Origin of the sequence: Clostridioides sp. ZZV15-6597, from assembly GCF_020657815.1 — a bacterium.
Lineage (GTDB): Bacteria > Bacillota > Clostridia > Peptostreptococcales > Peptostreptococcaceae > Clostridioides.
This window is the reverse complement of the sequence record NZ_JAGWCT010000094.1, coordinates 1-15459: the sequence shown is the minus strand read 5'-3', so window position 1 is coordinate 15459 and position 15459 is coordinate 1. Positions and strand designations below refer to the sequence as shown.

The following is a 15459-nucleotide window of genomic DNA, read 5'->3' as shown; positions in this document are numbered from 1 at the left end:
TTATCAAAATATCTGGCTTTATGGTTTGTTTCTTGTTTTATAAATTAACCTACTGTTTAATTTTCAAAGTTCATTTTGCTCTCTTTCGAGTACAGTAATAATAATATCACCTTTTAAATAACAAGTCAATACATTTTTTTATGTTTTTTTACATTTTTTCTATTCTTTTGTAAAAAACAAATTTATCTTGTTACACATTCATGTAGAATCAATACTTATTTTGTTTCTACTTTATTATCTATTAATTGTAAGTTATAACTTCTAATAACTTCTATCAGTAGTTCTGCATATATACGATTCCCACTTTTGTCTTCAGCTGTACTATATCCAGCATCTTCTAATGCTTGTGCTTGACTAATATAGTCTTTTGCTTCAAACAATCCATTTTTTCTATACCTTTTATTATTCACTAAAAATAAACCATGGTCTTTTACAGAGTCCTCCAGTGAACCATATGACCTAAAGCTTGCTACAATCTTTTCATTATAATGTTCAGAAGTTGAAATTGCTACACTTTTTCCCTTCCATGCTTTATCTGCCTTTATACCAAATAAATTATTACTTTGCTTTGTAAGTTTAGAATTACCCCACCCAGATTCTAATATTGCTTGTCCAATTGTTATAGATGGTAATATGCCATAATCGATATACTCTCTTATAGCTGAGTCTTCTAATTTCTTTATAAACTTAATTTTTTCATCACTATCTTTTAATTCTTTATTTCCAAGATACGTATATTCTAAATCCTTCATGTATTTTTTTGCTCTACTTTTTTGAGAAGTGTCAAATTTCAATTCATTCAATACTTTATTAAACTTTTTTACCTTGTATACCTTTTCTCCTTTATCATTTTTGTCTTCTACTATAAATTTTTCACCGACATTTAATGTATCTTTCTTTTTTATATTACTTAAATCTTCATCATATATTACCATGTCTATAGCAAGTAGCTCCTTCCAGCTTAATTGAACTTTTCCGCCCCCTGCTTCATCAGCTACATCCATATAGTATTCAATTTTAGTAGTCTTTATATCTCTTACCTTGTATAAGTCTTCAAAATATTTTGTTATATTAAAAACAGCTATTATACTTGCTATTATGAATACAGTAATAAATATCTTCTTAAATACAAGCTTTAATCTTCTTATAGTTTTATTTTTGCCTAAATTTTTTATACATTTTCTAGCCATATTATTCCCCCTTGCTAATTGTATTCCTTATCTTATCATAATTTTTATATTAAGTGGTTATATTTTAATTCTATCTTATATATAAAATTTAAATTAAGCTAATAAAAGCTAATTTAAGTATCTTCAATTAAATTTTTTCACTATTACATCCACTATATACTTACTTGCATTTCCATCCCCATATGGATTAGACGCTTTACTCATTTGAATATAATTATTTCTATTTGTTAATAATTGTTTTACAGAATTATATATATCTTCTTCATTTGTACCTATTAATTTAAGTGTTTTTGCTTCAACACCTTCTATTCTTTCTGTCTTTTTTCTTAACACAAGTACTGGTTTTCCTAGTGATGGAGCTTCCTCTTGTATTCCTCCACTATCAGTCATTATCATATAGGATTTGTTTAAAAAATTATGAAAATCAACTACTTCCAAAGGCTCGATAATGTGAATTTTTTTAGAATTTTTCCCAAATACTTCACTAGCTATACTACGTATTTCAGGATTTAAATGTATGGGATATACTACCTGTACATCTTCAAATTCATCTACTATTCGTTTTACAGCTCTAAATATATTTCTCATGGGTTCTCCTAAGTTTTCTCTCCTATGAGAAGTCAATAAAATCATTCTGTCATCACCAAGCTTATCTATTATAGGATGAGTATAATTTTCTCTTATTGTCATCTTTAATGCATCAATTGCAGTATTACCTGTTACAAAGATATTGTTTTCAGACTTTCCTTCTGAAATTAAGTTTTGTTTTGCCAAACTAGTAGGGGCAAAGTGTATATCAGCAATAATTCCTGTAAGCTGTCTATTTAGCTCTTCTGGAAATGGAGAATATTTATCATAAGTTCTAAGTCCTGCTTCTATATGACCCACTAAAATTTTACTATAAAATGCAGTTAAACTAGTAGCTAGAGTTGTCGTTGTATCTCCATGTACTAAGATTACGTCTGGCTTTTCTTTATCTATAATCATGGGAAGTTCATTTAAAACTTTACATGTTATATCATTTAAACTTTGCCCTTTTTTCATTATGTCTAAATCATAGTCTACATTTATATTGAAAGTTTCTATAACCTGGTCAAGCATTTCTCTATGTTGTGCTGTCACACACACAATACTGTTTATATGCTCTCTTTTTTCAAGTTCCTTAATTAAAGGAGCTACTTTGATAGCTTCAGGTCTAGTTCCAAATACAGTCATAACCTTGATGTCATCCATTTATATCTCTCCTAATCAACTATTTATATACTATAATTGTCTATTTATATAACAAGTTTATTTATACCAAGATTTAATAATCTTTATACTCTCTTTTGATGGATAAAAGTTTTTTTCTTCATCAATTTTACCTACACAAAACACAGAAAAACCATTTATCCAATCTTCTTTTTCAAAAACTCGCCTATATGCTTCAAAGCATCTTGCTTGTTCTTCATCATTTATAATTTCTGAAGGAACATGATTCCATGGTTGAGAGCTTGCATTTTCTCTATTTGAAAAACCTAATTCTCCAAAAAATATCGGTTTACGATGAACCTTATAAAGATTATATAGTTCTTCTTTTATATTTTGTCCTCTATTATTTACAGTAGATGAATGCAAAGCAGAAACCAATTCATCAACTGTATTGACAGATTTATCACTTAACTCAAAATACGCTGCTATGGATATAAAGTCTAACTTATCAAAAAAATTATTATTTAGTTTTTGTTCATAAGATAATTTACTATTTAAATCACCTTTTCTCGTATACCACCAATTAGTTCTATATGTTACAAGACCATCAAATTTTGATTGTACAAAATCTATTATTTCACCCCAATTTTGTTGATATTCTTCTAAGTATACAAAATTAGAGCCTACATTTAAAACCTTTACATTCAATGGATTTGCTACATCTTCTATAAGTTCATTTAATACAGTATTTTGCCAGTTATAAAAAAATCTTTTTTTATTCATAGGATTCCAATCGGTCTCATATAACTCTCCATTTTTTATCCATGGATATGCTTCTAATATTGTGGAAATACCCTTCTTATTTAATTTTTTTATTAGTTTAATTGCCTTTTTTTTGCTATTATTATCTATTGACATGATATCAGAATTAATATCATCCACATTTATAACTATAGGTACATTTATTGTATTCAATCCTAGCTTATCTATATCCTTCATAACTTGATTTATTTCATAATCTATAGATAAATTGGCTGATTTAATCTTGCCCTCATACTGACTATTTACTAAACTTCTATTTTTTAATTCAACATTTACAAAATAAATTATAAATATAAAAGTTAAAATAATTCCTAAGATTAAAATATTTTTCTTAAATTTAAATTTGTTTACATTTTTATTCAAATCATATACCTCATTTTAAAATAATAAGTTTACTGTATTATCTTCTTTTATATTTCTTAATAAATAACATTGATAGAATTACAGCTACAACTATAACAATAAAAGAAACAACAAAAAAAACTTTAGCTGTTTTACTTATATTCAATTCTCTACTCGAATCTTTTATTTCTTTATTTATTTTTGTATTATACGTTAAATCTTTTACTTCTCCATATTCATCAATTGTTAATGTATCTCCTTTTAAATCATTCACTTGACTTTTATTTAATAAATAATCCATTCCTAAATATAAATTTTTTTCATCTATTGAACTTATTACCATAATATTTTTTTGATTATTGTAAGGTGATTTTATCAATTGTATTGATGAAATATTTTTACCATAATCGTCAATAAAGCTTACCTTATCATTTGATAAAAAGTTAGAATAGTTTTTATTGAACTTTATATTTAAGTTGCTATTTATCATCTTTATAACAGAGTTGTTAAGTGGTACTCCAAAAACTATAATATTCGTATCTTTATATTTATTGCTAAACTCTTTACCTCTAATTACATTTATGTTTCCCTCATGCGAATTCATATTTGCACCTAAATTAACACCTAGTTTGGACATCCATGTCATTGCTTGGGACCCTGAATAATCTGGCATTATCACAGTTAAATCATTAAACTTATCATTCTTAACAAATGGATATGGATAACTTTCAAAACTCAGTGACTGATTCTCTTTTGTTGATAGTTCCAAATAAGAGCTATTTAAAACATATGCCCAAGGATTATTACTTTCTCTTGTAACACAATTTAAATTTTTTATACTTAAATTAAACACCAGCTTAACTTGATAATAGTTTTTATTATCTATATCTTTAGGTATTTTTAATTCTAGTTTGTCATTATCTGAATATGCCCTATCTAATTTTTTACTTCCTACGACAACATCATTTATATACACTGTAACTAATGATTTGTCAAAATCCAAATTATCAGAATATCTTAAATTTAAAACAATCTTTGAACCATTATCTAACTTTCTACCTTTTGGTATTCTAACATCAAATAAAGCTTGTTGATTAAATGCACCTTCCAACAAAATATCTGTATATCCTAGGTCTTCTAAAGTCATATGACCTAAATTTAATTCTTGTTCACCAGCAGTCTTTATATTAGTATCTTTATTTACAAGTATTGATGATGATAAAATTTGATTAGAAAGTCTATTGTCTATCAATAAATTTGATGCTTTTATTAAATCTTCTTCATTACTACCTATTACTACTAACATCTTCTTATTATTGTTATATGGAGAATTTATCTGTTTAATTATACAATTTGAAGATAATAAAGTTTGTTCCTTTGCACTTAGAATATTTAAAATTTCTTCTGCCGTATTTTCAGGTTTACCAATGTATATAATGTTATCATCTGACCAGTTTTTCATTTCTGAATATAATTTAACATCAAACTGTAACTTATCGTTCTGTGTTATTTTTCCAAATTCTGATGCTAAATTAAACACAGCTGTAGATTCACCCCTACTCATATTATCTGGAACTACTAAAGTTGTATCTAATTTAAAATTTTCTTCAATTTCTATATATGGATATGGATACTCATTTATTGAATTGCCCAATTTTTTCTGTTTGTATCTAATTGATGTATAAGATTCCTTATGAATAACCATCCAGTTTCCAGTGTTAGAATCATCTTGACATATTTTATCAGATATTGTTTTATATGCTTTTACTTTTATTTCATTATATCCTTGTATTATATATTCTTTTGGTATTAATACTTTTAGTGTATCTTTATAATCTTTTTTGGCATTTAGTTTAATTGATTTTATTGGTACATTATTTATTAAGATAGTTAAACTTGAAACATCTCCATTTAATATTTGACTCTTACTAAAATTAAGATTAAATAACACTTCCTCAACGTTCCAATTTTTGTTTACTTCAAAAAAAGTACTATTGCTCCCTATAACTCCATCAATAGTTACATCTCTTTCAAACTTATAATTTTTGACTTTAGTTTCATCAGCTTTTACTTCATCTACAAATGCGATATTTGAAAAAAACAATACTAAAGATACAGTTAATACAACAAATTTTTTCATGTTAATACCTCCTGTACATGAATTAAAATCTTTCCGTTTTATACCATTTGACCTCTCTTTTTAAAATTATATCTTTTAAATACTCTACCATTCCTTTTATAGCAACAAATAGCCATAGTTGAGAATATGTAAAATACATAAGTGCTACTATAAATATATTCTCGATTGTAGCCTCACCTTTTTCTATAGTTAAGCTTATACTCACTTCTATGATAAATAAAATGTACGATAGTATCCATATTATGATAAAGTTGATTGGAATAGAAATCTCTATTAATTTAAGTACACTTAAGACAAATAAAATATCTGAGATAATAACAGATGTTAAAAATAGAAAATATACAGAAAAAAAGTAGGCTATATCAAATACAATTTTATTTTTCCCTTGTTTAAATATATTTTTTATATATTTCATTAAAACGTATATATTCCCTTTTGCCCATCTAGTCCTTTGCTTTATCCAAACTTTAATAGTTTCTGGTTCCTGCTCCCATGTTATTGACTGTGGCACAAGTTTTATCTTATATCCTAACTTATATATTCTAAAGCTAATTTCTGTATCTTCTGCAATTGCTTTGCTATCCCATCCCCCAATTTCTTCTATAATACTTTTTCTCAATATAAAGTTAGTTCCTGGTATTGTACATAAATTAAATAATTGCCATCTACCAGCTTGAGACATCCATTGAAAGCTTAAAGTTTCTATATTTATAAATTTCGTCAATAGATTTTTACTTTTATTTCTGGTTCTAAACTTTCCAATAACAGCACCTAATTCATCATCTAGAACTATTGTTTGTATTAAATACCTAAGTGCATCTCTATCTGGAGTATTATCTGCATCATAGACTGCTATAAACTCTCCTTTTGAAATTTTATATCCAATATTTAATGCATTTGATTTTCCCTTACCTCCAGTTATGCTATCTGTATTTATAATAGTAAAATTATAATTTTTATATTTATTCTTTATGCTTTCTAAAATTTCTCTACTATTATCAGAAGAATTGTCATTTATCACAATAAGTTCCATTTTATCTTTAGGATAATTAAGTAGTAGTAAAGATTCCACAGTCCTACCTATTACCTTGGCTTCATTATGAGCAGGAACAAGTATTGATACCATTGGATATCTATCAATTTTTTTTATTTTTTTATCAAAGTTCCTAAAATAAAATAAATACCCTCCCATAGCTAAAACTATATTTATAAGTAGTAAAGACCATATACTAAATAAACTAAATATAAATAGATACTCTGATACATTTAATCCTCTCATAAAATTCTCCTAAAATCTTTTTAAATCTTAGAACTTAATCTAAAATTTTTTATTTTAAAAATTTCTTTTTGTCTATTTTTTTAAAATACATAAATATAATTATAAAAACTAAAACACTTATGGATACTATTGATATTAAGATTTTGCTGATTTTAGATATAGATTTAAACCTAGTTTCATCTTCTTTATTTTTTTCTAAATTTCTATCATAGTTGACTTTAATTTCATTACCATCATTTCTTATTTGTATCTCATCAACCTTTACCCAATTATCAAAATCTCTTAAATCCATAAACTCTATATTTTGTTTTTCTAGGTATTCTATTGTATCTTTCAAATATTTTATATCTAAATACGAATGAAAGAAAAAACCTCCACTAAAGCCTCTGACAATAGATACTGTATCTAAATTTTCTTTTATGTTTTGAAAAGTGAACTTATCCTCTGGGTCTATATATCCCAAATTCTCAGGTATAAATATATTAAACTCTTCTGTATCCCTAATAACATAGGGATATGTATTTGTGCTAAATTTTTTATCATTATTTTGATGTTGTCCTATATAAGTAGAAAAATATTTTTTTAATTCTTTATATCCTTCATATTCTATTGCATAATGAGGAGCTTCAAATGCAAGAGGATAAATCCCATTTTCTATACATATTCTAAGCCCTTTTAAAACTCTATCTTTCACAAAAATTGTCATATTTTCTTTTAATGGAGCATCTTTTTCCCCATCCCAAAATTCATATCCTTCTCCAGAAATTTCTTCATTTTTATATTGATGAGTGTATCCATGTAATATCACTGTACCACCCTTATCTTGCATGTATTTTACTGCTTTAACAATCTCAGGGCTTTCTGATAAAGTAGTTATTTTATGATTTTTAGGATTTACATAAGCTGGTATTAAAGCAATTGTAAATGGTATATTCTTATTGCTTAAATAATCAGCTATTTTTATTAATTCTTTTGGTTCTCTAAATGCATGTACATCTTCTATTCTTACAAATATGCGACCCTTATTGAATGTTTCAATATCAAACACATCATTTAGTGAATCACAAAATATATAAAATAAAACACCATCTAAATCCAACTTTGACACATAGAAAAGATTTTTGTCATTTACAATATACGGATATTCATTTACTGTATCACTAATAGTTCCTATAATTTTATTGCTTTTATCTGTTGATTTTACAATATTAAATAAATGGTGTTCATCTAAGTTATACTCTTTACCTTTATAGGTTACACTGTTTATATTATTTGTTTTTTTTACATATTCTAAATTATATTTCTTATATTCCAACAGATTTTCTATACCATACCCTAACCAACAGATGACTCCTTTATAGGAATCTAATGAATTAATTAAGATGTTAGTTTTTTCATCATTAATATATGAATTTTCATTTATCCCTATAATGAATATATGACTATAATAAGTTTTATTTATCTCATTATCATAGTTGCTTAATTTTAATAACTCGATATTTGAGCTAAATCTACCTAATAGAGTTCTTACAATTTTCAATATATCTCGATTGTAAGATGTTTCTTTCTTAGAATCATAGATAACCAATACCTTGTTTGTATTAGAATAAGTTTCTAGTGCATATGAGTGTATATTAAAATTTGACATTATCAATACTATTAAAAGCACAATTAATACTTTAGATAAATTTTTATTGTAAGTTTTAAACATCATACTGCAATTCCTCTTCAACCATATTCTTAAAATTTATACTATCTCCAAAAGTATCTCTATACTCTAAAATTGCAATTTTCACATCTATATTTACATATTTTCCTTTATCATTTAAATCTAAGTTTAACTCTTTTATCCTCTTCTTTATTCTATCTCTAACAACCTTTGAACCTTCTAATGCTGTGTTTGGCATCAGTATTCCTATCATATCTTTTTGTAAACTGTATATTATATCTTCATTTCTTGTACACTCTACAATATTTGAACTAATATATTTTACTATTTTGTTAGTTTTACTTTCACCAAATATAGTCTGTAGGTTTTCATAATATGGTAGTTTTACTATCATAAGAGAAAAAGTAGTAGTATGTCTGACTGACTTACTTATTTCCATATTTACATCATTATAAAAAATTTTTAAGTTTCTAAGCCCAGTTTCATTATCTATAGTTACTAGTTCCTCATATTGTTCAGTTAATTTTATATTTGTAAGTTGTAATTCATTTATATTTTTATTTATATTTCCCATTATAATTGAAGATATTGGTACTGCTATTATCCATATATATGATATAAACTCAATATCTATATTATGAGTAATATTGTTATATAAAATATAGGACGTATATATAAATATAGTTATTGAACTTGTTATTAAACCAACTACTGAGTTTGATAAATAAGTTAACATTATTATAAAAAATATAACTGATAACATTATAAATACATTCAATTTATTTTCTGTTCTAATAGATAGTATTACTATCCCAACAATTAAAAATATAAAAACAAACAAACTTAACATTAATAAATCTATCTTTTTATTTGTCCCATTCATTTTTTATAAATTTACACCTCCAATTATTTTATTAAGTTGCCCATTTTTTCTAATTATTATTAAAATCAATATGCAAATAATTTTTTAATTTAGTAAAAATAAATTAAATTATATATGTATATAAATAATAAAAAAACAAACAAATATTTAACATTAATGTTCTCTATTTGCTTATCTTCAAAATAATTATCATGTATGTATTCATAGTAAATAAATTATATATATCTATGACATATATATATAAGTAAAAAAAATAAAACTGTTCAATAATTAGAAAATAATTTCTAAATAAGAACAGTTTTATTAAGTAAATATTATTAAATAAATAATACTCTATTTTGATTTTAATTCTATCCAAGCTTTATCGTATAACTTGATATTTTCACCAATATCTTCAAAAGTTTCACATTTAGCAAGCACATCTTTAGATGGATATGCAACAGGATTGCTAGTTATTTCTGGGTCCAATAACTTTAGTGCTCCTGTATTAGGTGTTGAATATCCAATGTATTCAGCATTTACTTTTGCATTCTCTGGGTCTAACAAGAAGTTTATAAATAACTCAGCTTCTTTTTTATTTTGCGCTGTTGTAGGTACACACATAGCATCCACCCACTTGTTCGTACCTTCTTTAGGTATAGCATAGTCAAGGTCAGGATTTTGATCCATCAATGTAACTGCATCTCCAGAATACAACATCCCCATTGCGACTTCTCCACCTAATAATCTGTCTTTTCCTTCATCGTTTACATATGCTAGGACTAAATCCTTTTGCTTTATTAAAAGATTTTTTGCTTCATTTATTTCTTTTGGATTTACACTATTCATACTGTATCCTAATTTTTTAAGAGTTATCCCTATAGTATCTCTAACAGAGTCAAACATCATCATATTTCCTTTGTATTTTGGATTCCAAAGTATATTCCAACTATCTATAGGCTCTTTAACTTCTTTTTTATTATATAATATTCCAAGAGTACCCCACATATATGCAACACTATATTCGTTAGTTTCATCATATACAGGATTTAAAAAACTCTTATCTAAATACTTCATATTAGGTATGTTTTTAAAATTTATTTTTTCCAAAAGACCTTCATTTTTCATTTTTTCCACCATATAATCCGATGGAAAAACTAAATCATAATGAGTACTACCACTCTTAACCTTTTGATACATCATTTCATTAGTATCATAAGTTGAATATTGAACTTCTATTCCTGTTTCTTTTTCAAACTTATCTATAAGAGATTCATCTATATAATCACCAACATTATATACATTTAGAACCTTTGTAGAATCTGTTGATTTATTGCATCCTGTAAATAAAGTAGCTGTAATCATACCTACAGTTACAAGGGATATTATTTTCTTAAACTTAATCATTATTTAGTCCCCCTTACTATAGATTCTTTTTTATTAGCCAATAGAAGTAATCCTAAAACCACTGCAAACATTATCGTTGATAATGCATTTATTTCAGGCTTTATACCTCTTCGAGCCATTCCATAGATTTCTATAGAAAGATTACTTACACCATTTCCAGCATTAAAGAAACTTATTATAAAGTCGTCTATTGACATAGTAAATGCAATTAAAAATCCAGAAACTATACCTGGTTTTATTTGTGGTAAAATTACTTTTCTAAGAGCATACATAGGTGTTGCTCCTAAGTCCATAGCTGCATCTTCTATATTATCAGGTAATTGCTTCATTTTTGGTAAAACTGAAAGTATAACATATGGCAAACAAAACATTATATGTGCTAATAACATTGTTGTAAAACCAAACTCCATTTTTACAAATACAAATAGACTCATAAGGGCTACTGCTGTAACTATTTCTGTATTTAAAATAGGAAGGTAGTTTACATTCAGTATTAATTTTTTACTCTTCCCTCTCATCTTATGTATTCCTATAGCACTTATAGTTCCTACTATTGTTGATATTACGGATGCTAATATAGCTATCACAACAGTGTAATATAAAGCACTCATTATACTTTCATTTTGAAGTAATTGACCATACCACTTCCATGTAAATCCATTCCATCTTGCCATTGATTTTGAATCATTAAAAGAAAATAGTACCAATGCAAATATGGGTGCATACAAAAATAAGAATACTAATGCTAAATATATATTAGAAGTTATTTTCTTTAATTTTAAAATAGTAACCCACCACCTTCTTTGTCAGATTCATCTCCAAATTTTGACATTATCGACATGGATATTAATATTACTATCATCATAAATATTGATATAGCTGAGCCAAAGTTCCAATCTCCAACAACTGTGAATTGTTGTTCAATCAAATCTCCAACTAGCATTATTTTGCCTCCACCTAGCAGTCTTGATATTGCAAAAGTAGTAACTGCTGGCATAAATACCATAGTTATTCCAGACATTACCCCAGGCAAACTCAAAGGAAATATAATTTTTCTAAATACTGTCATGTTATTTGCACCTAAGTCATGAGCAGCATTTATTAAATCATTATCCATCTTTGAAAGTGCTGTATATATTGGAAGAACCATAAATGGTAAAAAGTTATATACCATACCTAAAAGTATAGCAACATTAGTATACAAAATTGCTAATGGCTGTATTCCAAACCATCCTAAAAACGTATTTAAAAGTCCATTTTTTCCTAATATAGCTACCCATGCATATGTTCTTAAAAGAAAGTTCATCCACATAGGAAGAATAAACAACAGTATTAATGAACCTCTTCTACTTACATGAGCTTTTGAAATTATATATGCCACTGGATAACCAACTACAAGACATATCAATGTAGCTACTCCTGCTAAAAGAATAGAGCGAGCAAATACTTTAATATATATAGGGTCTATTACTTCTTTATAATTCTCAAGTGTAAACACATAACCTGTACTTGAGTCTTTTGTAAAACTGAAAAATACTACTAGTATTAAAGGAATTATTACAAATATCGCACTCCAAACTACATATGGATATGCTAAAAAAGATTTCTTCTTCATATTAGTTACTCTCTTTTCTCATTATATGGATGTCTTCTGGATATATGTCCATGCCTAGTTCTACTCCAACTTCAGCATTTTTGGTATTATGAAGTATCCACAATCTTCCATTTTCATTTAATTCTATTTCATAGTGCACTCCTTTAAATACTGTAGATGTAACTTTCCCCTTTAACATTCCTTCTTCTGGCTTTACCATTTTTATATCTTCTGGTCTTATTACTACTTCTATATTTTCATTTTTTTCAAATCCTTTATCTACGCATTCAAACTCTCTATTACAGAAATTTACTTTATAATCTTCCATCATAATTCCATCAAATATATTACTTTCACCTATAAACTTCGCTACAAATGAATTTTTAGGTTCATTGTATATGTCTTGAGGTGTTCCCATTTGTTGTATTTTACCTTTATACATTACAACAATAGTATCTGACATAGTAAGAGCTTCTTCTTGGTCATGAGTTACAAATACAAATGTTATTCCTAACTTTTTTTGAATTCTTTTTAATTCTATTTGCATTTCTTGTCTTAATTTTAAATCTAATGCTCCAAGTGGCTCATCTAACAACAATACTTTTGGTTCATTTACTAAAGCTCTTGCTATTGCAATTCTTTGTTGTTGACCTCCACTTAATGAGTCTACTTGTCGTCTTTCAAATCCTTCTAATGCAACAAGTTTTAAAACTTCTTTTACTTTAGTATCTATTATATCTTTTGGAGTTTTTTTAATTTTCAAGCCAAAAGCTACATTTTCATATACATCCATGTGTGGAAATAAAGCATATTTTTGAAAGACTGTATTTACTTGTCTTTCATATGGTGGTAAATTATTTATTTCTTTACCTTCAAATAAAACTTTGCCATCATCAGCATACTCAAACCCTGCTATTATTTTTAATGTAGTAGTCTTTCCACATCCACTTGGCCCAAGTAAAGTTAAAAACTCATTTTTCTTTATATCTAAATTGAAATTATCTAAAACAGTAAGTTCCTCATAATGCTTAGATATATCTCTTAATTCTATTATATTTTCTACCAATTATTAAACACCTCTATTCTAAAATGATGGTGGCGTACTTACCCAAATCACTTTTGCTGTCGTTTTTCCTTCGTTTGATATATAGTGATTTGCTCTTGGTCTAAAGTAAAAGCTTTCTCCTTTTTTTACCTTATTTTTCTTTTCGCCTATATGAACATATATTGAACCTGCTAGTACATATCCAAATTCTTCACCTTCATGTGGCTTTTCTTCTTTATATTGTCCACCTGGATACAATGTTATTATTATTGGCTCCATTTCATTTTTTTGTGAATTTGGAATTAACCACTTTAATTTATATTTTAAGTCCTCATCTTCAGTTTCAAACATGTCTTCTTTTGTAAAACTAATTCTTTCGTCATCTATTTCATTAAAAAATTCCCTTAAATTTGTACCTAATATCTCAAGTATATCTATAAGGGTAGCTATGGATGGTGATGTTAAGTTATTTTCTAGTTGAGAAATAAATCCTTTTGACAATTCACATCTATTAGCTAACTCTTCCTGGGTCAGTTGTTTTTCTGTTCTTAATCTTTTTATCTTTTCACCTATATCCATGTTGCACCTCCTAATTTGTGTTTTATTTTACTAAACATTTTGTTTACTAAACATTGAGTTTAAAATTTGTAAACAACATAGGTAATTATATATAAAATTCAGATATAATACAAGACTTTTTTGCTAATTTTTTTATTTTTTTAGTTAGAATAAATACAAGTATTTTAAAGGCTTTGAAAATACACAATTTGAATGTGTTTATATTAATATCTATAAAGTTTAGTATCTCTAATTATAAATAAATCAATTCATCTAACATATATAAAAGCTTTTAAGGTCTTAGAATATGTTAAGTAAATAAAAAATTGCTAAAAATCTATATTTTATAGTTTTTTAGCAATCCATATCTTTTAATATTTGAAATTTTATATATTTACAAGAAAATTTTTATTTATAATTACTATATACTCTTAATTAATTCTTTATAGGACTATTTAGCCATATTTTGAGTGGCAGTTTTTTTATCTCCACTCATATATAATTTTATAAATTTTATATCATCTATTATAAATCTATGTTTAATTTTACTACAATCTAATTTAAACAAATTAAATAATATTTGTGTAAGATATCCTAGACCAAATGCACTTATTATAGTTCCTATACCAACTTTTCCACCTAAGAAAAATCCAACTATTAATGCACCAACTTCTATAGTTCCTCTTATTAAGTTAAGTGATTTTCCTGTTTTCTTTTGAAGAGCAACCATCAAACCATCTCTAGGTCCACTTCCTAGACCACTTCCCATATAAAATACCATTCCAAGAGCTACAAGCCCCAAACCTAAAATCAACATAATTATTCCTATGAATACACTATCAGTCTTTGGAATTAAGTTAGTATATAGAAGTAAATCCATAAAAAAACCAATTAATAACATATTAAATACAGTTCCCCATCCTACATTTTCACCAAGAATAACATCAGCTATAACTACTATAGAGCCTACAATTATAGAGGCAGTCCCTATAGTTATTCCTACATGATTTGAAAGACCTTGATGAAACACATCCCAAGGTGATAAACCAAGGTTACAATTTATCGTCAATACTATACCAATTGAACATATAAATAGACCTAAAACCAGCTTTGAAAATTTCCATAATACTTTTTGTAACAAAATCTACCCCTCCTAAACATAATTTAACTACTCACCTTAAATACCAAAAGTCAGCAGTTTTCATACAAAAATCCTATTTTATAAATTTTATAATATAACTCTATGATACATCATTTTATGCTAAATAACTACCACTTTATTACAATTTGGTTACAAATTTTCAGATTATTTTTTCGAAGAGATAATTTATATATTTCGATAATTAAACACTGTATTTTC

General features: G+C 26.4%; 13 protein-coding genes. All 13 read right to left on the bottom strand.

Features of this window, described 5'->3' with window-relative positions; all coding sequences use genetic code 11:
- Window positions 1-215 precede the first annotated feature (215 nt).
- The 13 genes from KGF52_RS16605 to KGF52_RS16545 all read right to left on the bottom strand — a co-directional run bounded on the left by KGF52_RS16605 (window position 216) and on the right by KGF52_RS16545 (window position 15240).
- The gene (locus KGF52_RS16605) at window positions 216-1190 is read right to left on the bottom strand and encodes a glucosaminidase domain-containing protein (protein ID WP_227840939.1); all 975 of its coding nucleotides are present in this window, start codon (window positions 1188-1190) and stop codon (window positions 216-218) included.
- A gap of 123 nt (window positions 1191-1313) precedes the next feature.
- Window positions 1314-2423: a non-hydrolyzing UDP-N-acetylglucosamine 2-epimerase gene (gene wecB / locus KGF52_RS16600; RefSeq protein WP_227840938.1), complete on the bottom strand. Its 1110-nt coding sequence runs from the start codon at window positions 2421-2423 to the stop codon at window positions 1314-1316.
- A gap of 57 nt (window positions 2424-2480) precedes the next feature.
- Window positions 2481-3566, bottom strand: coding sequence for a glycoside hydrolase family 113 (locus tag KGF52_RS16595; RefSeq protein WP_227840937.1), 1086 nt, complete (start codon window positions 3564-3566; stop codon window positions 2481-2483).
- 37 nt (window positions 3567-3603) lie between these two features.
- Entirely contained in the window at window positions 3604-5685 is a 2082-nt protein-coding gene (locus KGF52_RS16590) for a cellulose biosynthesis cyclic di-GMP-binding regulatory protein BcsB (RefSeq protein WP_227840936.1), read from the bottom strand.
- Between the two features lie 22 nt (window positions 5686-5707).
- Window positions 5708-6964 (bottom strand): glycosyltransferase family 2 protein, encoded by a 1257-nt coding sequence (locus tag KGF52_RS16585; RefSeq protein WP_227840935.1) that lies wholly within the window; start codon window positions 6962-6964, stop codon window positions 5708-5710.
- A 49-nt stretch (window positions 6965-7013) separates the two neighbouring features.
- Window positions 7014-8678: a polysaccharide deacetylase family protein gene (locus KGF52_RS16580; protein WP_227840934.1), complete on the bottom strand. Its 1665-nt coding sequence runs from the start codon at window positions 8676-8678 to the stop codon at window positions 7014-7016.
- The gene (locus tag KGF52_RS16575) at window positions 8668-9516 is read right to left on the bottom strand and encodes a diguanylate cyclase domain-containing protein (protein WP_227840933.1); all 849 of its coding nucleotides are present in this window, start codon (window positions 9514-9516) and stop codon (window positions 8668-8670) included. Before KGF52_RS16575 ends, KGF52_RS16580 begins: the two co-directional genes overlap by 11 nt.
- 333 nt (window positions 9517-9849) lie before the next feature.
- Window positions 9850-10902, bottom strand: coding sequence for a spermidine/putrescine ABC transporter substrate-binding protein (locus KGF52_RS16570; protein WP_227840932.1), 1053 nt, complete (start codon window positions 10900-10902; stop codon window positions 9850-9852).
- Window positions 10902-11576, bottom strand: coding sequence for an ABC transporter permease (locus KGF52_RS16565; RefSeq protein ID WP_227436781.1), 675 nt, complete (start codon window positions 11574-11576; stop codon window positions 10902-10904). The genes KGF52_RS16570 and KGF52_RS16565 overlap by 1 nt, the downstream gene beginning before the upstream one ends.
- Before the next feature lie 104 nt (window positions 11577-11680).
- Window positions 11681-12517, bottom strand: coding sequence for an ABC transporter permease (locus KGF52_RS16560; RefSeq protein WP_227830099.1), 837 nt, complete (start codon window positions 12515-12517; stop codon window positions 11681-11683).
- A 1-nt stretch (window position 12518) separates the two neighbouring features.
- Window positions 12519-13562 (bottom strand): spermidine/putrescine ABC transporter ATP-binding protein, encoded by a 1044-nt coding sequence (gene potA, locus KGF52_RS16555; protein ID WP_227840931.1) that lies wholly within the window; start codon window positions 13560-13562, stop codon window positions 12519-12521.
- Window positions 13563-13580: 18 nt separating this feature from the next.
- Complete coding sequence (locus tag KGF52_RS16550) at window positions 13581-14120, bottom strand: helix-turn-helix domain-containing protein (RefSeq protein ID WP_021383760.1); 540 nt, start codon at window positions 14118-14120, stop codon at window positions 13581-13583.
- 430 nt (window positions 14121-14550) lie between these two features.
- Window positions 14551-15240: a hypothetical protein gene (locus KGF52_RS16545; protein WP_227840930.1), complete on the bottom strand. Its 690-nt coding sequence runs from the start codon at window positions 15238-15240 to the stop codon at window positions 14551-14553.
- Between the last annotated feature and the right edge of the window lie 219 nt (window positions 15241-15459).